The following is a 21573-nucleotide window of genomic DNA, read 5'->3' as shown; positions in this document are numbered from 1 at the left end:
CCGACGGCGGACCGCCGGGACGGCCCGCCGGCAGCGGGCCCGACGGCGGGCCGGTCGCCGCGCCGCCGCGCTGCCACGGCGGGGGCGGGCCGGCCGGGCCCCCCGACTCGCCACCCTCGGCGGCCGATCCCGACGAGCCGCTCGACTCGCCGTCCGCCGGCTCGCCCGGCGTCCCGTCGTCGACGGCCCCGACCTGCGTGGTCGACGCGGCGTCGCGGGTCTCGACGTCACCCGACCGCTCGGCCTCCTGCGTGCCCGTGCGCGACCCGCCCGACGTCTCCGACGTCGCGGGGTTCGGCTCGTCCGGCTTGTTGGGTGTGCTCACGGCAGGACTCGTCTCGTCGGTCGGTGACGGGGGCCGGGGGACGTCGGGGGACGACCAGGACCGATCAGGGCTGGGGCTGGGTGGTCGCGCCGCCCGCGTCGGGGTCGACGGCGTTCTCGGCGTTGCGGGCGATCGCGAGCAGCGTGCCACCCTCACCGAGGTTCATCAGCCGCACACCCTTGGTCTGGCGGCCCGCCTTGCGGACCTCCTTGGCGGTCGTCCGGATCACCCCGCCGCTCGTCGTGATCGCGTACAGCTCGTCGTCGAGCTCGACGATGAGCGCGCCCACGAGGGTCCCGCGACGGCGGTCGTACTGCAGCGTCAGCACGCCCTTACCGCCCCGGTTCTGCACCGGGTACTCCTCGATCGGCGTGCGCTTGGCGTACCCGCCGCCGGTGGCGACGAGCAGGAACGTGCCCTGGCGGACGACGCCGAGCGAGAGCAGCTCGTCCCCGCTGTTGAAGCGCATGCCGGTGACGCCGGACGTCGCGCGGCCCATCGGGCGCAGCGCGTCGTCGGTGGCCGAGAACCGGATGGACTGGCCCTCCGCGGACACCAGCAGCAGGTCGTCGTCGCCGGAGCAGAGCACGGCCCCGACGAGCTCGTCGCCCTCGCGCAGGTTGATGCCGATGAGGCCGCCGGCGCGGTTGGAGTCGAAGTCGGTCAGCCGCGACTTCTTCACCAGCCCGGACTTCGTGGCGAGCACCAGGTACGGCGCGGCCTCGTAGTCCTTGATGTGCATGACCTGCGCGATCTGCTCCTCGGGCTGGAACGCGAGGAGGTTCGCGACGTGCTGGCCGCGCGCGTTGCGGGTGGCCTCGGGCAGCTCGTAGGCCTTCGCCCGGTAGACCCGGCCGCGGTTGGTGAAGAACAGCAGCCAGTCGTGCGTGGAGCAGACGAAGAAGTGGGAGACGATGTCGTCCTGCTTCAGCGTCGCGCCCTGCACGCCGCGGCCACCGCGCTTCTGGGTGCGGTAGAGGTCGGTCTTGGTGCGCTTCGCGTAGCCGGTGCGCGTGATGGTGACGACGACGTCCTCGACGGCGATGAGGTCCTCGTCGGCGACCTCGCCGTCGTACCCGACGAGGCGCGTGAGCCGGTCGTCGCCGTGCTTCTCGACGATCTCGCCGAGCTCGTCACGGACGATCTGCCGCTGGCGCTCGGGGCGCTCGAGGATGTCCTGCAGGTCCCGGATCGTCTCCTCGAGCTCGGCGAGCTCGTCGACGATCTTCTGGCGCTCGAGGGCGGCGAGGCGCCGCAGCTGCATGTCCAGGATCGCCTGGGCCTGGACGTCGTCGACGTCGAGCAGCTCCATGAGGCCCGTGCGCGCGATGTCGACGGTCTCCGACGACCGGATCAGCGCGATGACCTCGTCGAGGGCGTCGAGCGCCTTGACCAGACCGCGCAGGATGTGGGCCCGCTCCTCGGCCTTGCGCAGGCGGTAGCGCGTGCGCCGGACGATCACGTCGATCTGGTGGCGGATCCAGTGCCGGATCATCTGGTCGAGCCGCAGGGTGCGCGGCACGCCGTCGACGATCGAGAGCATGTTGACGCCGAAGCTGTACTGCAGCTGCGTGTGCTTGTAGAGGTTGTTCAGCACGACCTTCGCGACGGCGTCGCGGCGCAGGGTGATGACGATGCGCCGGCCCACGCGGTCCGACGACTCGTCGTTGATCTCGGCGATCCCCTGGAGCTTCCCGTCGCGCACCAGCGTCGCGATCGACTCGATGAGCGAGTCCGGGTTGACCTGGTAGGGCAGCTCGGTGACGACCAGGATCGTGCGGCCCTTGGCGTCCTCCTCGGCCTCGACGACCGCGCGCATGCGGATCGAGCCGCGCCCGGTGCGGTAGGCCTGCTGGATGCCGTCGGTGCCGACGACGAGCCCGGCGGTGGGGAAGTCCGGGCCCTTGATGCGCTCCATGAGCGCGGTGAGGGTCTCCTCCTCGGAGGCCTCCGGGTTGTCCAGCGCCCACGTGGCGCCCGCGGCCACCTCGCGGAGGTTGTGCGGCGGGATGTTCGTCGCCATGCCCACCGCGATGCCGGCCGAGCCGTTGATCAGCAGGTTGGGCACGCGGCTCGGGAGCACCGAGGGCTCCTGCGTGCGGCCGTCGTAGTTGTCGATGAAGTCGACGGTCTCCTCGTCGATGTCGGCGAGCATCGACATCGCGAGGGGGGTGAGGCGGCACTCGGTGTAGCGCATGGCCGCGGCCGGGTCGTTGCCCGGCGAGCCGAAGTTGCCCTGGCCGTCGATCAGCGGGTAGCGCATCGACCACGGCTGCGCGAGGCGCACGAGCGCGTCGTAGATCGCCGAGTCGCCGTGGGGGTGGTAGTTCCCCATGACGTCGCCGACGACGCGGGCGCACTTGACGTAGCTGCGGTCGGGCCGGAAGCCCGAGTCGTACATCGAGTACAGGACGCGGCGGTGGACCGGCTTGAGCCCGTCCTCCACCAGCGGCAGCGCGCGGCCCACGATGACCGACATCGCGTAGTCGATGTAGGAGCGCTGCATCTCCTGCTGGATGTCGACCAGCTCGATGCGGTCGCCGGACCCACCGGGAGGCAGGGTCGTCTCGGTCACGCGGCTCTCACCTTTCGCACTCTATCGGGGCCGGGGGTGCTCCCCCGGCTCCCCGGTCGGGGCCGCGCCGGCGTGTCCGCGCCGGTCGTCGGGCCCGTCCCGGGTCGGGGCGAGGGACGGCGTTCCACGGGAAACGTCGCCTCCCCGCCCTGCACCTCGACCTCGACTAGACGTCGAGGAACCGCACGTCCTTGGCGTTGCGGGTGATGAACGAGCGACGCGACTCCACGTCCTCGCCCATGAGCACGCTGAACAGCTCGTCGGCCGTGGCCGCGTCGTCCAGCGTCACCTGCTGCATCAGCCGGGTCTCCGGGTCCATCGTGGTCTCCCAGAGCTCCTTGGCGTTCATCTCGCCGAGGCCCTTGTACCGCTGGATGCCCTCGTCCTTGTTGATCTTCTTCCCGGCCGCGCGGCCGGCCTCGAGCAGGGCGTCGCGCTCGCGGTCGGAGTACGCGAACTCCGGCTCGGCGTTCCGGCCGCCCCACTTGATCTTGTACAGCGGCGGCATCGCCAGGAACACGTGGCCGTTCTCGATCAGCGGGCGCATGAAGCGGAACAGCAGCGTCAGCAGCAGCGTGCGGATGTGCTGGCCGTCGACGTCGGCGTCGGCCATCAGCACGATCTTGTGGTACCGCAGCTTGGCCAGGTCGAACTCGTCGTGGATGCCGGTGCCGAGCGCCGTGATGATCGACTGGACCTCGTTGTTCTTGAGGACGCGGTCGATCCGGGCCTTCTCGACGTTGATGATCTTCCCGCGGATCGGCAGGATCGCCTGGAACATCGAGTCGCGGCCGGACTTCGCCGAGCCGCCCGCCGAGTCGCCCTCGACGATGTAGACCTCGCTGCGCTCCGGGTCGTTGCTGCGGCAGTCGGCGAGCTTGCCGGGCAGGCCGCCCAGGTCGCCGGCGGTCTTGCGCCGGACGAGCTCGCGGGCCTTGCGCGCGGCGAGGCGGGCCTGGGCCGAGCCGACCGCCTTGTTGATGATGGTCTTGGCCTCGGCCGGGTTCGCCTCGAACCAGTCGGCGAGGTGCTCGTTGCAGACCTTCTGGACGAACGACCGGACCTCGGTGTTGCCGAGCTTCGTCTTGGTCTGGCCCTCGAACTGCGGCTCGGCGACCTTGACCGAGACGATGGCGGCGAGGCCCTCGCGGATGTCGTCCCCGGTGAGCGCCGGGTCCTTGTCCTTGATGAGCTTCTTGTCGCGCGCGTAACGGTTGACCGTGGCGGTCAGCGCCGAGCGGAAGCCCTCCTCGTGCGTGCCGCCCTCGGTGGTGTTGATCGTGTTGCAGAAGGTGTAGACGGACTCCGAGTAGCCGGAGTTCCACTGCATCGCGATCTCGACCTGGTGGCCCGTGCCCTCGGCCTGGAACCCCACCGGCTTGCGGTGGATCGGCTCCTTCGCGTGGTTGATGTGGGCGACGAAGTCCTCGAGCCCGCCGGGGTAGTGGAACGTGCGCTCCTTGACCTTGGACACGTAGCCCTCGGCGTCGGGCGCCTCGTCGACCTCGCTCGACTCGTCGGCGTTCTCGGGCTTGCGCTCGTCCCGCAGGACGATGGTGAGGCCCTTGTTGAGGAAGGCCATCTCCTGCAGGCGCCGCGAGATCGTCTCGAGGTTGTAGGTCGTGGTCTCGAAGATCTGCGGGTCGGCCCAGAACGTGATCGTGGTGCCGGTCTTGCGCGTCTTGCCGGCCTGGGTGAGCGGACCCGGGCGCGCGTGGTCGTAGTGCTGCGTCCAGACCTGCCCGTCGCGGTGGATCTCGACGTCGAGCGCCGTGGACAGGGCGTTGACGACGCTGACGCCGACGCCGTGCAGACCACCGGAGACGGCGTACGACTTGTCGTCGAACTTGCCGCCCGCGTGGAGCATGGTCAGCACCATCTCCACGGCCGGCTTCTTCTCCACGGGGTGGGTGTCGACCGGGATGCCACGACCGTCGTCGACGACGGAGATGCCGCCGTCGGCCAGGAGGGTCACCTCGGCCCGCGTCGCGTAGCCGGCCATGGCCTCGTCGACGGCGTTGTCCACGACCTCCCAGATGAGGTGGTGGAGACCCCGCTCGCCGGTGGAGCCGATGTACATACCCGGCCGCTTGCGGACCGCCTCGAGGCCCTCGAGGACCGTGATGGACGAGGCGCTGTAGTCCCCGTTGTTCTTCTTCTGGGCCGAGTTCTGTGCGGCTGCCACGAGCTCCGGTGTCTCCCTCGCGTGGGCGCGTGCCCGAGCGCGGGGCGCGCGGGCGGTACATCGACATCCAGTCTACCGGGTCGCTCGTGCAGAAAGGGCCCGGGCACGCGGCTCAGCGCGTCACACGGCGCACGAAACGACCGTCGGAGGGTGCGACCGGCCGGGAAGGGTCCTCCGGCGCTCTGGCGCGGCGACGACGGCCCGTCCTGACGGGTCCGCCTCAGCCGTAGGTGTCGCGCGGGCCGCGGCCCGACACGTGGCGAGGTCCGCGGCGCCAGCTGGGGGCGGCGGGGCCGTGGATGCGCATGGAGGTGACGACGCCGTCGCCGAGCCCGGCGGCCAGGCGGGCGAGGAGCTGGCGCTGGAGCAGGCGCAGCTGGGTCGCCCACGCCGTGGAGTCCGCCTGCACGGTCAGCACGCCGTCGCGCAGGGACTCGGGACGGGCGTGCTCGGCGACCTCCGCGCCCACCAGCTCGGCCCACCGGCCGAACACCGACCCGTTCGCCAGCCGCGGCGCCCAGCCGCGATCACCGGAGAGCCGGGAGGCGAGGCGGCCGAGGGGCTGGGGGTCGCGGTCGTCGGCCCCGGCCCCCGACCAGCCGCGACGCCGCGCCCGCCCGAGCCCGGTGCCGCCACGGCGCACGGGCTTGCGCACCCCGGCGGCCCCGCCGCCCGCCGCGGCCCGGCGCTCGGACGCCGCCGCCCGGGCCGCGGCCAGCGCGTCACGGGCCAGGTCGGCGCCCCGCTTCGGACCGGCAGGACCGTTCGGCGCAGCGCTCCCGGTCGCGCCCTGATCGTCGCGTTCGGGGGTGTGGACAGCGTCGTCCGGGCGGCGCTGCTGGTCGCGGGTCGGATCCGGGCCCGGACGACGCGACGGTCCGCGCCCGTCACCCGAGTTGTCCACAGCATCCACAGGTCTGTCCCCAGGACCTCCGCCGACATCACGCGTCCGGGCCACCCGATCCACCCCCCGTCGTCCCACCGATCGTCGTCATCTCACGCACCGTGCCCGAGTCGACCACGTAGCGTGCTCCCTGCAGGTCGTCGGGCACATCGTCGTCCACCGCTGCCGTCACGAGGACCTGCTCGGCGCGGGCGGCGGTCCGCGCCAGGGCCCGCCGCCGGCGCACGTCGAGCTCGGCGAACACGTCGTCGAGCACCAGCACCGGCTCCGAGCCCTCGCCGCGCAGCAGCTCGAACGCGCCGAGCCGCAGCGCCAGCGCGAGCGACCACGACTCACCGTGGCTCGCGTAGCCCTTGGCCGGCCCCTCGCCGAGCGTGAGCTCGAGGTCGTCGCGGTGCGGGCCGACGAGGCACACCCCGCGCTCGATCTCCTGGTGGCGCCGCCGGCGCATCTCCTCGAGCAGCATCGCCTCGACGTCCTCCGCCGAGGGGACCTCCGCCTCCGGGGCGCCGAGCGCGTCCACGCTCTCCGCCCGCGAGCGGTAGCGGGCGCCCACCGGCTCCGACTCGGGCGCCACCTCGGCGTACGCCTGGCGCACGTGGGGGGCGAGCGCCGCGGTCAGCTCGAGGCGCCCGGTGACGAGCGCGGCCCCGGCGCGGGCGAGGTGGGCGTCCCACACGTCGAGGGTGCTCGTGTCGCCGCGCGCGTTCCGAGCGGTCTTGAGCAGCGCCGAGCGCTGGCGCAGCACCTTGTCGTAGTCGGCGCGCACCCCGGCCCACCGCGGCGCCCGGGCCACGAGCAGCTCGTCGAGGAACCGCCGGCGCTCGCCGGGGTCGCCGCGGACGAGGGCGAGGTCCTCGGGCGCGAACACCACGGTGCGCACGATCCCGAGCACCTCGCGCGGGCTGCGCACGGGCGCGCGGTTGACCCGCGCCCGGTTCGCCCGCCCGCTCGCGATCTCGACCTGGACCGTGAGCTCGCGGCCCTCGTTCACCGCGACCGCCCGCACCGTCGCCGAGGACGCGCCGCGCCGGATCAGCGGCGCGTCGCCCGCGACGCGGTGCGAGGCGAGGGTCGCGAGGTAGCCGACGGCCTCGACCAGGTTCGTCTTGCCCTGGCCGTTGGCCCCGACGAGCACCGAGACACCGGGCTCGAAGGTCAGGTCGGCCTGCTCCCACGAGCGGAAGTCGGTGACCGAGAGCGCCCGGACGTACATCGGCCCCTCCCGTCGTCCCGCTCGCCGTCGACCTGGTGCTCAGCCCCCCGTGGGCGGCTCGTTGGCCGCGTCGCCGGCCTTGTGTGTCGCGTGTCCGCCGAACTGGGCGCGCAGGGCCGCGACGGCCTTCATGGCCGGGGAGTCGACCTGGCGCGAGGCGAACCGGGCGAACAGCGCCGCCGAGATCACCGGCAGCGGCACGGCGTGCAGGATCGCCTCGTCGACGGTCCAGCGGCCCTCGCCGGAGTCCTCGGCGTAGCCGGTGATCTGGTCGAGGTGCGGGTCGGCCTCGAGCGCGCGGACCATGAGGTCGAGCAGCCAGCTGCGCACGACGGTGCCGCGGCTCCAGGCCTTCATCACCGCGCCGACGTCGGTGACCGGGCCGCCGGCGTTGAGCAGCTCGTAGCCCTCCGCGTAGGCCTGCATGAGGCCGTACTCGACGCCGTTGTGGACCATCTTCGCGTAGTGCCCCGCCCCGACCGGGCCGGCGTGCACGAAGCCCTCCTCGCGCGGGCCCTCGGGGCGCAGCGCGTCGAAGACGGGCATCATCCGCTCGATGTCGGCCGGGTCGCCGCCCGCCATCAGGCCGTAGCCCTCGGTGCGCCCCCACACGCCGCCGGAGACACCGCAGTCGACGTAGCGGATGCCGTGCGCGTCGAGCAGCTCGGCGTGCACCGTGTCGTCGGTGAACTTGCTGTTGCCGCCGTCGACGACGAGGTCGCCCTCGTCGAGGAGGTCCGCCAGGCTGCGGACGGTGGAGTGGGTGGGCTCGCCCGCCGGGATCATCAGCCACAGCGTGCGCGGCGCCGCGAGCGTCTTGACCAGCTCGTCCAGCGACGCGACGTCGCCCGACCCGTCGTTGGCGTAGCCGACGACCTCGTGGCCGGCGGCGCGCAGCCGCTCGGCCATGTTGCCGCCCATCCGGCCGAGTCCGACCATCCCCAGCTGCACGTCGCGTTCCTCTCGGTCGGCCACCCGGACGGGGCGGCTCCTGCGCTCGGGCGGGATACGCGCCGAACCGTAGGGGCTCAGCCCGGGAGCCGCACCGGCATCAGCAGGTAGAGGTACCCGGGACGGGGCTCGGGGAGATCGTCCACCTGGTCGCCCGGGCCGGGCTCGACGGCCGTGGCGCCGGCCTCGGCGGGCGCGCCGACCGCCTCCGCGTCGTCACCCGAGCCATCGGGCGCGCTCGCGGGCCGCAGCAGGGCGGGGCGGCTCGGCGTGGTGAACGACAGGTGTGCGTGGTCGGCGCCCAGCGCGGAGAGGCCGTCGAGCAGGTAGCCCGGGTTGAACGCGATGGTCAGGGGCTCGCCGACGAAGCGGCAGGCGAGCTCCTCCTCGGCGCTGCCCTCGTCGTCGCCGCCCGCCGTGAGGCGCAGCGTGTCGTCGGCGAACTCGAGGCGGACCTGCGTGCCGCGCTCGGCGACCAGCGACACGCGCTTGATCGCCTCGACCAGCGGCGCGATCTCGATGACCGCCGCCGAGGTGTGCTCCTTGGGCAGCAGCTGGCGGTAGCGCGGGAACTCGGCGTCGAGCAGCCGCGTCGTCGAGCGGCGGCCGCCGCCAGCGAGGCCGAGGAGGCCGTCGCCGCGGGCGAGGGCGAGCTCGATGCGCGAGCCCGACGAGGTCAGCGTCTTGGCGGCCTCGGCGAGGGTCTTGGCCGGGGCGAGCAGCGCGACCTCGCCCGACTCGCCGGCGCCCGCGCTCTCGCCCGGCTCCCACGAGAACTCGCGGACGGCGAGCCGGAAGCGGTCGGTGGCCGCGAGCGTGAGCGTCGAGCCGTCGATCTCGATGCGGATGCCGGTGAGCATCGGCAGCGTGTCGTCACGCCCGGCGGCGACGGCCACCTGGGAGACCGCCTGCGCGAACACCTCGGGCGCGAGCGCCCCGGCGACCGGCGGCATGTCCGGCAGCTGCGGGTAGTCCTCGGCCGACATCGTCGGGAGGCTGAACCGGGCGTTGCCGCACACGATGGTGGCGCGGGGACCGTCGACGGTGACGTCCACGGGGTGCGGCGGGAGGGCGCGCGTGATGTCGGCGAGCAGGCGGCCGGACACCAGCGCGCGGCCGGCGTCGCCGATCATCGCCGGCACCTCGACGCGGGCGGAGACCTCGTAGTCGAACCCCGAGACCGTCAGCGTGCCGTCGCCCTCGGTGTCGAGCAGGACGCCACCGAGGACCGGGACGGGCGCGCGGCTCGGGAGGCTGCGGGCGACGAAGGCCACGGCGTCGGCGAGGGCGTCGCGTTCGACGCGGAACTTCATCGCGGGTCCTCCCCCTGCTGGGCCGGTGGCTGCGTGCCGTCGGGCGGGGACGGACCCCGGCGCGGGTGCATCACGGTAGAGCGTGCAGGAGGGGTCCGACACTCCGGGCCCGGTCGCGGTCCGAGCCGATCGGGTGGCCCGACCACGTCCTCGGCGTGGCGCGCTCCACGCGTCCACACCACCTGGTCTTCTGTCGTTCTCCCAGAGAAGAAGAACAGTAGGAGTAGTAAGTCCTGTGCGTGGTGTGGACCGGGGCGATCGCTGCAGGTCGAGCGGCCGGATCCGGTGTGGACACCTCGGCGTCGGCGGTACCCGGATCCGGGGACGGAGCGGCGTGTCCGGTGGACGGAGCGCGGCCCGGCCTGCTCGTCCCGCCCGTTTCCACCGCCCGGCGGAGGATGTCCACAGACTTGTCCCCAGCTGTGGGTCGATCGGGAGTCGAACGATCGCGGTGTGCTACCGGCCGCGGAACCCGGCGCGCGGCACCGTCGTCTCGGCGCGGCGGGCCTGCTCCAGTGGTCACGCTGCGTCGCTCGACGGGACGCCGGATCTCGACGCAGCGTGAGATCTCGGCGGCGCCGGGCACGGTCGGCGCCCCGGGCGAGGGGCGTGGCGGGGCAGTGGGGCGGGCCCACGGCGGCGCAGCTCGGGCGTCCCCGGGGCCTGAGGGGCAGCGAGGGCGTCCCTCGCTCCCCTGGGCAGGGAGCGGCGCGAGCGGGGACTTCGCGCGCGTAGAAGCAGCGAACAGCGCGTTCGCTGCGTCCTCGGTGCGGGCTCCCGCTCCCGGAGCCTCGCTCAGCCGCGGGCGCGCTGCTTGATGCGCGCTGTGAGCTCCTGGACCTGCTCGTAGGTCCGGCGGCGCTCGGCCATCTCCTTGCGGATCTTCTTGTCCGCGTGCATGACCGTCGTGTGGTCACGGTTGCCGAACATCTGCCCGATGCGGGGCAGCGAGAGGTCGGTGAGCTCGCGGCACAGGTACATCGCGATCTGGCGGGCCAGGGCGAGCGCCTTGGTCTTGCCGGGGCCGCAGAGGTCGTCGATGGAGACGCCGTAGAACTCGGCCGTCACCGCCATGATCGTCGGCGCGGTGATCTCGGACTGGCGGGAGTCGGGGATGAGGTCGCGCAGCACGATCTCGGCGAGCTGGAGGTCGATCGGCTGGCGGTTGAGCGACGCGAAGGCCGTCACGCGGATCAGCGCGCCCTCGAGCTCGCGGATGTTGCGCTCGATGCGGTCGGCGATGAACTCGAGGACCTCGGGCGGCGCGGCCATCCGCTCGCCGGCGGCCTTCTTGCGCAGGATCGCGATGCGGGTCTCGAGCTCGGGGGGCTGGATGTCGGTGATGAGGCCCCACTCGAACCGCGTGCGCAGCCGGTCCTCGAGCGTCTCCAGCCGCTTGGGCGGGCGGTCGGAGGACACGACGATCTGCTTGTTCGCGTTGTGGAGGGTGTTGAAGGTGTGGAAGAACTCCTCCTGGGTCCCTTCCTTGCCCTCCAGGAACTGGATGTCGTCCACCAGCAGCACGTCGACGTCGCGGTAGCGGCGCTGGAAGGCCACCTTGCGGTCGTCGCGCAGCGAGTTGATGAAGTCGTTGGTGAACTCCTCGGTCGACACGTAGCGCACGCGCATGCCCGAGAAGAGGCGCTGGGCGTAGTGGCCGACAGCGTGGAGCAGGTGGGTCTTGCCCAGCCCGGAGTCGCCCCAGACGAACAGCGGGTTGTACGCGCGGGCCGGCGCCTCGGACACCGCGACGGCCGCGGCGTGCGCGAAGCGGTTCGACGCCCCGATGACGAACGTGTCGAAGGTGTACTTCTCGTTGAGGCGGGTCTGGGACCGCGGGGCGCCGCGTGCGGGGTCCGGGCCCGTGTCGCGGAGCTCGGTCACCGGCTCGCCGGGGCCGCGGGGCGACCAGATCTCGTGGACGGCGGCGAGGCCTTCGCGGACCTCGTCGACCTCCTCCTCGGGGTGCGCCCGGTCCGGGTTGTGCGTGACCCGCCCGACGCCGGCGGCCGCGGCGATGGCCTCGGCCCGGTGGGACGACGTGGGCGCGCCCGGCGACGAGGTCGCGGCGAGGTAGCCGGTGTCGGGGCCGGTGTCGGGGTGGTGGCCGTCGCCCGAGGGGTGCCCGCCGTCGGCGGAGAGCGTCACGCGCGGCAGCGGGGAGGTGGTCGGACCGATGTCGGGGGTCGGGCGGGCGCTGTGGTCGACGCGCACCGCGAGCGAGACGGGCCGTCCGATGTGGCGCGAGAGGGCAGCGACGATCGGGTCGCGCAGCGCGCGCTCGATCGCCTCCTTGGCGAACTCGCTGGGCGCGGCGAGCAGCGCGGTGTCGTCGAGCAGCCCGAGCGGGCGGGTGACCCGCACCCAGGCCCGCTGCTGCGGGGAGAGCACGGCGCCGCCGCCCGAGCCGGCGGTGAGCTCGGCGACGACCTGGCCCCAGGTCTCGTCGAGGTCGAAGAGCTGGTCCGACACCGCGCACCCCCTCCGTCCCCTGACACCGTCGTGGGTACCGCCGACCCGTCGATGGGCACACGTGTCCACAGCCCTGTCCACAACTGTGCACGACGGCGCGCTGAGGGTGGCGAGTGGGTGCGACGGACGCCCCCCGACGCCCGGGTCCTCCACCCCCCGCTGGAGCCGTTCGGTGATCGGCCCCGGGCCGAGGTCGCACCCTCGGCGAGTGGTGGACGCTAACAAGCCGCCCGCGACCCCCACAACCTCCCCCGGACGGCGGTGGCGACCCGGGGTGCGCACCGCGGTCGCCGTACCGGCTACCCTGGTCGCGAAGCGGAGCCGCTGCCGTGCGGGTGGCCGGATCCGATCCGTGACTGACCGTGGCGTCGTCCTCACGCGACGCGTTGGAGCAGGAGAACCCGAAAGTGGCCAAGGGCAAGCGCACGTTCCAGCCGAACAACCGTCGGCGGTCGAAGACCCACGGCTTCCGGCTGCGCATGCGGACGCGCGCCGGCCGTGCGGTGCTCGCCGCGCGTCGTCGCAAGGGCCGCGAGACCCTCAGCGCCTGATCGCGCGCGGGTCCGACCCGCCGGCACGACCCCTCGACGGGACCGCTCCCTGACGTGGACGCGGTCCCGTCGTCGTGTGTCCGGGTCCCCCCTCGCGCGCCGCCTCTCCGTGCTCCCGCGCCCCCTCCGGATCACCCGGCCCCAGGACTTCCGCCTCGTGCTGCGCCGCGGTCGGCGAGCCGGGCGCCGCCGCCTCGTCGTGCACGCGCTGCCGCCCGCGGACGTCCCGCCGACGCCCGACCGCCCGGCCCGCGCGGGGCTGGTCGTCGGTCGCGGCGTGGGTCCGGCCGTCGTCCGTCACCGCGTCAGCCGGCGGCTGCGCCACCTGCTGCGCCCGCGCCTCGAGGCGCTGCCGGCCGGGACCGACCTGGTGATCCGCGCGCAGCCGGCCGCCGCCGACGCGACCTCGGCCGAGCTGGGCGAGGACCTCGACGCCGCCCTCGCCCGCCTGCGGCTCACGGACTGAACAGGTAGTTGCGCTCGGTGTCGACGATCCCCGTGACGGACCGCCAGCCCGCCGACCAGGTGTGGGCCCGGTACCCCAGCTCGCCGGTGAGCCGCGCGAACAGCGCGTCCGCGCCGACCCCGTACTTGCGCGTGTGCCGGTCCTCGATCTCGAGCAGCAGGTGCGGGCGGTGATCCGCGAGCGTCGCGGCGCCACCGTCGAGCAGCGCGCCCTCCGCACCCTCCACGTCGGCCTTGACCAGCGCGACCCGGCCCGCGACGAGGTCGGCGACGGCCGAGTCGAGGGTCTCGACCGCGACGGACTCGAGACGCCGCCGCGCGAACTCCCGGTTCGGTCCGTCGTCGCACGCCCCCGCCGTCACGTACGCGCGGCCGTGCACCGGCAGGCCCCGCCGGCGGGGGACGGAGAGCTCCGCGGTGCCGGGGACGGCGCCGAGCGCGATCCGGTGCAGGTGCACCCACGACAGCCCTGCGGCACGGACGCCGAGCCGGAGTGCCCGGTGGGCGCCGCGCTGGGGCTCGAAGGCGTGGACCGCGCCGCTCGGCCCGACGAGGTCGGCGAGGACGTGGGTGTAGAGGCCGAACTCGGCGCCGACGTCGAGGCAGACGTCGCCCGGCCCCACGAGGTCCGCGAGGCCGAGGATCTCCTTCTCGACCACGGCGCCCCGGCGCGCGGCCGCCGCGAGGACCCGGTGGACCGCGCGCGAGCGGCGCGTCCCGCGGGTCGCCGTGGCCGCACCGGGCGACGGTCCGTCCGCCCGGCCACTGCGTCCTTCGGTGGCCCGCCCTCCGACGATCGACACGCCGCGGATGCTCCCACGGTGTCGGCCGGCGACCGCCGGAGCCCCGCGGGCGGTCGCTTCCCGTCGCGCGGACGGGCACCATGGAACCCACGACCGGGAGCGGCGCGTGACGTGCTCCCGGCATCCCCACGGCGCGCGACCGTGGTCGCGACGAGGAGGACGGCATCGGTGGAGGACCGGGCACCGGTGCACGGCACGCCGGCGGATCCGCCCGCCGGTGATGCCCGCGAGCCGAGCGCCGGGCGCCGGCCCTCGCTCGTCGTGCGGGCGCTCGTCGCCGTGCTCCGCGTCTACCAGCGCTGGATCTCGCCGCTGTTCCCGCCGTCGTGCCGCTTCCACCCCACCTGCAGCGCCTACGCGATCGGCGCGCTGCGGACGCACGGGGTCGTGATCGGCACGGGGTTGACCCTGGTCAGGGTGGCCAAGTGCGCCCCCTGGCACCCTGGAGGCCTGGACCCGGTGCCGCCCCGCGGGCACCGGACGCGGTGCGGGTGGCCCCGCCGCGCCGCCGACACGGGGGCCGAGACCCCCCACCACGAGGAGCGAGAGTCGTGCTGAACTTCATCTACTACCCCGTGTCGGCCATCATGTGGTTCTGGCACGAGGTGTTCGGCTTCGTCCTCGGGCCCGCGAGCGGCCTCGGCTGGGCGCTCTCGGTGATCTTCCTCGTCTTCACGCTCCGGGCCCTGCTCATCAAGCCGTTCATCAGCCAGGTCCGCTCGATGCGGAAGATGCAGGAGTTCCAGCCGCAGATCAAGAAGCTGCAGGAGAAGTACAAGAACGACCGGCAGAAGCTCGCCGAGGAGATGCAGAAGCTCCAGCGCGAGCACGGGGTCAACCCACTCGGGGGCTGCCTGCCGCTGCTGGTGCAGCTGCCGGTGTTCATCGGTCTGTTCCACGTGCTGCGGGGCTTCCAGCCGAACTACCCCTACAACTACGTCTTCGACCGGGCCGACATCGAGTCGTTCACCAACGCCGACATCTTCGGCGTCCGGCTGAACGAGGCCATCGCCGGCGGGATGCAGTCGCTGGGCACCTTCAGCTTCAACTTCGGCGAGTTCCAGGCCCACGTCCTGCCGGTCGCGCTCCCGCTGATGATCCTCGCGGCGGTGGCCACACACTTCACCGCGCGCGTCTCGCAGCAGCACCAGAGCCCGGCGGCGGCCGCGAACCCGCAGGCCGCGATCATGGGCAAGATCACGATGTGGCTGTTCCCGGCCGGTCTGCTCGTGTTCGGTGCCTTCTTCCCGGTCGCGATCCTCATCTACTTCCTGAGCCAGAACACCTGGACGCTCGCCCAGCAGTTCCTCATCTACCGCAAGATCGCCCGCGAGGAGGAGGAGCTGCGCCAGCAGGCGCGCGAGCAGCGTGACGCGCTGGCCCCGAAGGTCGGCCAGAAGCCGCAGGTGGGCCAGAAGCCCCAGGTGGGTCAGAAGCCGCAGCGCCAGCGTCCCGCCGGGACCACCGCCGAGGAGACCCCCGACGAGGTGACCGTCGAGGACGGTCCGGAGACCGCCGCCGACGACGTCCCGGACGCGCAGCCGGCCGCGGGCTCGACGGCGGCCGGGGCGAAGGCCGCGGGCGGGGGCAAGGCCGGCAAGGGCTCGGGCCGGCGCGCGCCGGGCAAGGTCGGGCCGGCCCGCAACGGCGGCGGCGCCCGGCAAGGGTCCGGCAGCGCGACGCCGGGCAAGGTCGCCCGGGGCGGCGCGAACGGGTCCGGCAACGGGTCCGGGGCGTCCGGGGGCAACGGCGCCAACGGTTCCGCGGGCGGCCCGGGCAAGGCCGGCGGCAAGGGCGGCCAGCTGGCGTCCTCGGGCCAGGGCAAGCGCGGCAAGAAGAAGAAGTAGTCCCGCGGGCGGTGGGTGCGGACGGCCTGGCCGTCCCCCGCCGTCACGGACCCCGGCCACCGCGCACGCCCTCCGGGCCGCGCGAGCCGGACACGGACCCGCACGCGCGCGTGGAGCGGCGCAGCGCGTGCCAGACGGCCCTCCGGGGCCCGGCGGAAGGAGACGGCGTGTCGGAGACGGTGGCGTCGCAGGAGCAGGACCGGGAGCAGGACCAGGAGCACGACCCGGAGCAGGACCGGGCGGCCGGGACGGACGGGCCCGCGGAGGACGCGTCGCGGGCCGAGCGCAGTTCGGAGGACCAGCTCGTCCGCGAGGGCGACATCGCGGGCGACTACCTCGAGCGCCTGCTCGACATCCTCGACTTCGACGGGGACATCGACCTCGACGTCGAGGCCGGCCGCGCGGTGGTCAGCGTGGACGGGGGCAAGGACCTCGAGAAGCTCGTCGGCGCCCGCGGCGACGTCCTCGAGGCGCTCCAGGAGCTCACGCGTCTCGCGGTCCAGCAGTCGACCGGCGCCCGCAACCGCCTCATGCTCGACATCGCCGGCTGGCGCTCGCAGCGTCGCTCCGAGCTCACCGACCTCGGGCGCACCGCCGCCCAGGAGGCCAAGGACACCAACCGCGCGCAGCGGCTGCGCCCGATGACCCCGTTCGAGCGCAAGATCGTGCACGACGCGGTCGCCGCGGTCGGCGGGGTGCGCAGCGAGAGCGAGGGCGAGGAGCCCCGCCGCCGCGTCGTGGTCCACCCGGCGGGCTGAGACCGGTGACGACGGGCCCGGCCGGTCCCGGCCTCCTGTCCCGCGGCGCGCGCACCGGGTCGCGGGCCGACGTTCCACGTGGAACACGGCGGTGAGCACGACCCACGGGGCCGCCGACGGCGGTGGCCCCGTCGAGGCGCCGACGATCCCGGCGACGCCGGACGCGGCCGCATCGGTGTTCGGTGACCGTCTCGCGGCCGCCGAGCGCTACGTCGCCCTGCTCGCGGGCCCCGGCCAGGAGCAGGGCGTGATCGGTCCGCGCGAGCTCCCCCGGCTCTGGGAGCGCCACGTCCTCAACAGCGCGGCGGTCGGCGAGGTCCTGCCGACCGACGCCTCGGTGGTCGACGTCGGGTCGGGTGCCGGCCTGCCCGGCGTCCCGCTCGCCCTCGCCCGCCCCGATCTCACGATCACGCTGCTCGAGCCGATGGCGCGGCGCGTGGCGTGGCTCGAGCGGGTCGTCGACGAGCTCGGGCTGACCGTCACCGTCGTGCGGGGGCGCGCCGAGGAGCGTGAGGCACGCCGTCGGTGCGGGGAGAGCGACGTCGTCACGGCCCGCGCCGTGGCGCCGATCGGGCGACTCGCGACCTGGACGCTCCCCCTCGTGCGGCCGGGTGGGATCCTGGCCGCGATGAAGGGCGCGAGCGCCGCGAGCGAGGTCGAGCGAGACCTCAAGGAGATCCGCGCGGCCGGTGGTGACGACCCACGGGTCGTGCACTGCGGCGTGGGAGAAGCCGCGACCACCGTCGTGCTGGTAAGCCGGAGCGAGCGACGCGGCCCCTCCCCCGGTTCCGGACGCCGCGCGCGCGGCAGGAAGGATCGAGCCCGTGACCGACCGACCGACACCTAGCCGCTCCGTTCCACGTGGAACACCCGCCGACCGTCCCTCCGCCGAGAAGGTGCGCGAGGCCGTCAGCGACGCCGCGGCGAGTGTCGGGGCGGGCGTGCTCGGCGCCGGCGAGGTCCTCTACCCCCACGGTGACGAGGGTCTGACGCCGATCGCCGAGGAGGCCGCCCGCGCCGCGCGCGTGCTGCACCCCGAGGACCACCGGCTGCCCCGGCCCCCCGAGCGGCGCATCATCACCGTCGCCAACCAGAAGGGCGGCGTCGGCAAGACGACCACCGCGGTGAACCTCGCGGCGGCCCTGTCGCTGCACGGTGCCCGCGTGCTCGTCGTCGACCTCGACCCGCAGGGCAACGCCAGCACCGCGCTCGGCGTCGACCACCGCAGCGGGACCCCGTCGATCTACGAGGTCCTGCTCGGCGAGATGACCATCGACGAGGCGGCCGCCGTCTGCGAGCGCTCCGCGGACCTCCTGTGCGTGCCCGCCACCATCGACCTCGCCGGCTCCGAGATCGAGCTCGTCTCGATGCTCAACCGGGAGTCGCGGCTCAAGAACGCGCTCACCCCCGAGGCGCTCGACCGGCTCGACGTCGACTACGTCGTCATCGACTGCCCGCCGTCGCTGGGCCTGCTCACGCTGAACGCGATGGTGGCGGCGCCCGAGGTGCTCATCCCCATCCAGTGCGAGTACTACGCGCTCGAGGGCCTGAGTCAGCTGCTCAACAACATCGCGCTCGTGCAGTCGCACCTCAACCCCGAGCTGCACGTGTCGACGATCCTGCTGACCATGTACGACGGCCGCACCAAGCTCGCCGACCAGGTGACCTCCGAGGTCCGGGCGCACTTCGGCGAGGTCGTGCTGCGCACCGTCATCCCGCGCAGCGTGAAGGTCTCCGAGGCGCCCGGCTTCGGCCAGACCGTGCTCACCTACGACCCGGGCTCGCGGGGAGCGATGAGCTACCTCGATGCGGCACGGGAGTTCGCGGCACGCGCGGTCGTGCGTCGCCAGCGCGAGGGTGAGGGAGTGCGATGAGCGAGCGGACCGAACGGCGCGGCGGACTGGGACGGGGGCTGGCGGCCCTCATCCCCACCGGTCCCCCGGAGACCGAGGGTGCGCCCGTGCCGTCGCGGCGCGGGCTCGGCAACCAGGCCGCGGACGTGGTGTTCGGGAACCGGCGCACGCCGGAGGCCCCGGACGAGACGGCGTCCACGACGTCCACGACGAACGGCACGGCGACCGCCCCCGAGGCCTCCGGCGAGGTCGCCGGCGCGGTGTACCGCGAGGTGCGCCTCGACGGGATCCGCCCGAACCCGAAGCAGCCGCGGACGGTGTTCGACGAGGAGGCCCTCGCCGAGCTCGAGCACTCCATCCGCGAGTTCGGGCTGCTGCAGCCGATCGTCGTCCGCGAGCTGCCCACCCCGGAGCCGGGCCCCGACGGCGGGCCGTCGCTCACCCACGAGCTCGTCATGGGCGAGCGGCGCTGGCGCGCGGCCCAGAAGGTCGGCCTCGAGCACATCCCGGCGATCGTCCGGCAGACGCCCGACGACACCCTGCTGCGCGACGCGCTGCTCGAGAACATCCACCGCGTCCAGCTCAACCCGCTGGAGGAGGCGGCCGCGTACCAGCAGCTCCTCACCGAGTTCGACGTGACGCACGAGCAGCTCGCCGACCGCATCGGCCGCAGCCGCCCGGCGATCACCAACACGATCCGCCTGCTCCGCCTGCCCGTCGCGGTGCAGCGCCGGGTCGCCGCGGGCGTCCTCTCGGCCGGGCACGCCCGCGCGCTGCTCGGTCTGGACGACCCGGGCGCCCAGGAGGAGCTGGCCGCCCGCATCGTCGCCGAGGGCCTGTCGGTGCGCGCGGCCGAGGAGGCGGTGACGCTCGCCCGTGGCGGGCAGCCGCCGGCCAAGCGCGCGCCGGCCCGCCGGCCGATGCACGCGCCGGGGCTCCAGGACCTCGCCGAGCGCCTCTCGGACACGTTCGACACCCGCGTGAAGGTCGAGCTGGGCCAGCGCAAGGGCCGGATCGTCGTCGAGTTCGGCTCGGTGGACGATCTGGAGCGCATCGCGCGTCTGATGGACTCGACGCCCTCCCCGGGCCCCTCACCCCAGGAGTGATCGTCCGGGCCCTCAGCGTCGATCTGGGAGCGCCCTGAGATCGACGGAGAGCGCAGGGGGCACTCCGGCGTTCGCCGGGGTGGTTCGTCCACCTGGGGGACCCCGCGGCGGAGACGGCATGGGACGGTGCCCGTATCCTCCTCGCGGGCATCGATCCGGGAACGCAGCGCGGACGAGCTCGACCATCGTCGGGGAAGGCGGAACGCGTGTCGCGGACCTGTGTCGGGATCACCCTCGACAACATCGATGAGCTGCCGAAGCAGTGCCGTCGGTGCGTCTACTGGGAGATCCCCCCGCACCTGAGCGACCAGGCGGAGGACTTCGGCACCGTCGAGCTCGAGAAGGAGGCCTGGGTCTCCGGGGTGCTCCTCGAGTGGGGCTCGTGCGGGCGCATCGCCCACGTCGACGGCGTCCCCGCCGGCTTCGCCTTCTACGCCCCGCCCACGGTCGTGCCGCGGGCCGCCGCGTTCCCCACCGCGCCCGTGTCTCCCGACGCGGTGCTGCTGTGCGGGCTGCACGTGCTGCCCGACTTCGCCGGCGAGGGCGTCGGGCGCCTGCTCGTGCAGGACGTGGTCCGTGACCTCACGCGCCGCGGCGTCAAGGCCGTGGAGTCGTTCGCGGACGACACCGAGCGCCCGCGCGCCGAGGGCCACGGCCGCACCGACCTCGACACGCCGACCTGCGTCCTGCCGGCGGCGTTCCTGCGCGCGGTGGGCTTCAAGACGGTCGCGCCGCACCCGCGCTGGCCGCGCATGCGCTTCGAGCTGCGCACCGGCTTCAACTGGAAGGAGGACGTCGAGGCGGCCATCGCCCAGCTGCTGGGCTCGGTGACCATCTCGACGGCCCCGGCCGCCGCGCCGCCGGCGCGCGTGGGGTGCGGCTGAGGGAGCCTGGCTCCGGCCGTCGTCCTAGCGGGCGGCGGCCGGGCGGTTGCTCTCGCGCTGGAGCACCTCGGCCCAGGTGAACGTGCCGGTCGGCTTGTCGTCCTGCCCGAGCAGGTAGAGCCGCTTGACGGCGACGAGGATTCCCTCGGCCACGACGTCGCGGAAGCCCGGGTCGAGCAGGGCGGCGCGGTCGCGGTCGTTGGTGAGGTAGCCGATCTCCACGCGGACCGCGGGCATGCGGGTGAGCCGCAGGAGCTCCCACGGGCGCGGGTGGACGCCGCAGTCGAGCATCCGGGTGCGGGCCAGCAGCTCACGGTGGATGAAGCCGGCGAGGGCCTCACCGACCGTCGAGGTCGCGCCGGTGCCCGTGCCGAAGTGGAACGCGGCGAGGCCGTTCGCGGCGGGGCTGGAGTTCGCATCGACGTGCAGCGAGAGCACGACGTCGGCGCCGGCGGAGTTGGCGAAGCCGGCCCGCTCGGCGTCGGTGGGGCAGTCGTCGGGACCGTGGGAGAGCAGCGCCTCCATGCCCGCGGCGGCCATGCGGCCCTCGAGGCGGCGGGCGATGTCGCCCACGAGACCCGCCTCGGTGACCTGGTCCGGCCCGGTGCCCACCGAGACGCCGCGGTCGGCACCCCCGTGGCCCGGGTCGATGACGATGCGCTTGCCCGAGAGCCGCGGCCCGGCGCGGTGCAGCCGCTCCTGCTCGCGCAGCAGGCCCGGGCGCCCACCGGTGACCTTGCGGCCGAGGTAGCCGAGGTGGCGCAGGGTGCGGGGCCCGCACATGCCGTCGGGGCTCATGCCGTAGTCGCGCTGGAAGCTGCGCAGTGCCTGCTCGGTCTGGCGGCCGAAGACGCCGTCGGCGCGGCCCGAGTCGTACCCGAGCTCGAGGAGCCGCTCCTGCAGCGAGAAGACGTCGTCGCCGGTGAGCGGCTGCTGGGTGTTGAGCAGCAGCATGCGGTCGCCCAGCGCCCAGCGGGCGTCCCGCAGGGCCCGGTACGTGGCGGGGCCGACGATGCCGTCGGTGATGAGGCCCCGACGCTGCTGGAAGATGCGCACGGCCTGCTCGAGCTGGTCGTCGAACAGGGCCGGACCGGGGCCCGTGGGCTCGAGGATGCCCATCTCCTCGAGTGCTGCCCGGACCTCGGCGACCGGCGGGCCGGCGTCACCGCGGCTGAGCAGCTGCATGCACTTCGCTCCCGATCGTCCGCGTCCGGGGTCCGGACTCCACACCGTCGTCGCGCTTCACTGGCGTCTCATTGTGCCTTGTCGGGCGGGTCCCGCCGTGCAGCGGGGCGTCGTCGCGGGTCACGGTTCGGGCTCGCCCAGCACACGCACGGCGGCGCCGGGCGGTCACCACGAGGGGTG

General features: G+C 73.9%; 18 protein-coding genes. 9 read left to right on the top strand and 9 right to left on the bottom strand.

Annotated elements, in window-relative coordinates; all coding sequences use genetic code 11:
- Window positions 1-389 precede the first annotated feature (389 nt).
- The 7 genes from gyrA to dnaA form a co-directional block, all read right to left on the bottom strand.
- Window positions 390-2900, bottom strand: coding sequence for a DNA gyrase subunit A (gyrA, locus tag PGB27_RS12210; RefSeq protein WP_274200642.1), 2511 nt, complete (start codon window positions 2898-2900; stop codon window positions 390-392).
- Window positions 2901-3066: 166 nt separating this feature from the next.
- Complete coding sequence (gene gyrB, locus PGB27_RS12205) at window positions 3067-5085, bottom strand: DNA topoisomerase (ATP-hydrolyzing) subunit B (RefSeq protein ID WP_274200641.1); 2019 nt, start codon at window positions 5083-5085, stop codon at window positions 3067-3069.
- Between the two features lie 220 nt (window positions 5086-5305).
- Window positions 5306-5998: a DciA family protein gene (locus tag PGB27_RS12200; protein ID WP_408630054.1), complete on the bottom strand. Its 693-nt coding sequence runs from the start codon at window positions 5996-5998 to the stop codon at window positions 5306-5308.
- A 28-nt stretch (window positions 5999-6026) separates the two neighbouring features.
- Window positions 6027-7205, bottom strand: a complete 1179-nt coding sequence (gene recF, locus PGB27_RS12195; RefSeq protein WP_274200640.1) for a DNA replication/repair protein RecF — start codon at window positions 7203-7205, stop codon at window positions 6027-6029.
- A gap of 39 nt (window positions 7206-7244) precedes the next feature.
- A complete protein-coding gene (gene gnd / locus PGB27_RS12190) occupies window positions 7245-8156 on the bottom strand; it encodes a phosphogluconate dehydrogenase (NAD(+)-dependent, decarboxylating) (protein ID WP_274200639.1) in 912 nt (303 codons plus the stop codon).
- A gap of 77 nt (window positions 8157-8233) precedes the next feature.
- Window positions 8234-9469, bottom strand: a complete 1236-nt coding sequence (gene dnaN / locus PGB27_RS12185; protein WP_274200638.1) for a DNA polymerase III subunit beta — start codon at window positions 9467-9469, stop codon at window positions 8234-8236.
- 795 nt (window positions 9470-10264) lie between these two features.
- Window positions 10265-11941, bottom strand: a complete 1677-nt coding sequence (gene dnaA, locus PGB27_RS12180) for a chromosomal replication initiator protein DnaA (protein WP_274200637.1) — start codon at window positions 11939-11941, stop codon at window positions 10265-10267.
- A gap of 407 nt (window positions 11942-12348) precedes the next feature.
- On the opposite strand from dnaA, the gene rpmH reads away from it, so the two are divergent.
- Window positions 12349-12492 carry a 50S ribosomal protein L34 gene (gene rpmH / locus PGB27_RS12175; protein ID WP_133826811.1) on the top strand — a complete coding sequence of 48 codons (144 nt, stop codon included), beginning with the start codon at window positions 12349-12351 and terminating at the stop codon, window positions 12490-12492.
- A 109-nt stretch (window positions 12493-12601) separates the two neighbouring features.
- Entirely contained in the window at window positions 12602-12958 is a 357-nt protein-coding gene (gene rnpA, locus PGB27_RS12170) for a ribonuclease P protein component (RefSeq protein WP_274201081.1), read from the top strand.
- Here rnpA and PGB27_RS12165 read toward each other — a convergent pair.
- On the bottom strand, window positions 12948-13760 hold the full coding sequence (locus PGB27_RS12165) for an FkbM family methyltransferase (protein WP_274200636.1): 813 nt from the start codon (window positions 13758-13760) through the stop codon (window positions 12948-12950). The genes rnpA and PGB27_RS12165 overlap by 11 nt on opposite strands.
- Window positions 13761-13928: 168 nt before the next feature.
- On the opposite strand from PGB27_RS12165, the gene yidD reads away from it, so the two are divergent.
- The 7 genes from yidD (at window position 13929) to PGB27_RS12130 (ending at window position 20208) form a co-directional block, all read left to right on the top strand.
- Window positions 13929-14318: a membrane protein insertion efficiency factor YidD gene (gene yidD, locus PGB27_RS12160; protein WP_274200635.1), complete on the top strand. Its 390-nt coding sequence runs from the start codon at window positions 13929-13931 to the stop codon at window positions 14316-14318.
- On the top strand, window positions 14312-15607 hold the full coding sequence (gene yidC / locus PGB27_RS12155; RefSeq protein WP_274200634.1) for a membrane protein insertase YidC: 1296 nt from the start codon (window positions 14312-14314) through the stop codon (window positions 15605-15607). The genes yidD and yidC overlap by 7 nt, the downstream gene beginning before the upstream one ends.
- Window positions 15608-15774: 167 nt before the next feature.
- On the top strand, window positions 15775-16365 hold the full coding sequence (locus tag PGB27_RS12150) for a Jag family protein (protein WP_274200633.1): 591 nt from the start codon (window positions 15775-15777) through the stop codon (window positions 16363-16365).
- Between the two features lie 145 nt (window positions 16366-16510).
- The gene (gene rsmG, locus PGB27_RS12145) at window positions 16511-17212 is read left to right on the top strand and encodes a 16S rRNA (guanine(527)-N(7))-methyltransferase RsmG (RefSeq protein WP_274201080.1); all 702 of its coding nucleotides are present in this window, start codon (window positions 16511-16513) and stop codon (window positions 17210-17212) included.
- A 94-nt stretch (window positions 17213-17306) separates the two neighbouring features.
- Complete coding sequence (locus PGB27_RS12140) at window positions 17307-18239, top strand: ParA family protein (protein ID WP_274201079.1); 933 nt, start codon at window positions 17307-17309, stop codon at window positions 18237-18239.
- Window positions 18236-19324: a ParB/RepB/Spo0J family partition protein gene (locus PGB27_RS12135; protein WP_274200632.1), complete on the top strand. Its 1089-nt coding sequence runs from the start codon at window positions 18236-18238 to the stop codon at window positions 19322-19324. The genes PGB27_RS12140 and PGB27_RS12135 overlap by 4 nt, the downstream gene beginning before the upstream one ends.
- A 206-nt stretch (window positions 19325-19530) precedes the next feature.
- Window positions 19531-20208, top strand: coding sequence for a GNAT family N-acetyltransferase (locus tag PGB27_RS12130; protein WP_274200631.1), 678 nt, complete (start codon window positions 19531-19533; stop codon window positions 20206-20208).
- Window positions 20209-20232: 24 nt separating this feature from the next.
- Here the strand turns inward: PGB27_RS12130 and PGB27_RS12125 are convergent, their stop codons facing one another.
- The gene (locus tag PGB27_RS12125) at window positions 20233-21393 is read right to left on the bottom strand and encodes an N-acetylmuramoyl-L-alanine amidase (protein WP_274200630.1); all 1161 of its coding nucleotides are present in this window, start codon (window positions 21391-21393) and stop codon (window positions 20233-20235) included.
- Between the last annotated feature and the right edge of the window lie 180 nt (window positions 21394-21573).

This window comes from Actinomycetospora lemnae (assembly GCF_028737315.1).
Lineage (GTDB): Bacteria > Actinomycetota > Actinomycetes > Mycobacteriales > Pseudonocardiaceae > Actinomycetospora > Actinomycetospora lemnae.
This window is presented reverse-complemented; position numbering and strand designations above follow the sequence as displayed.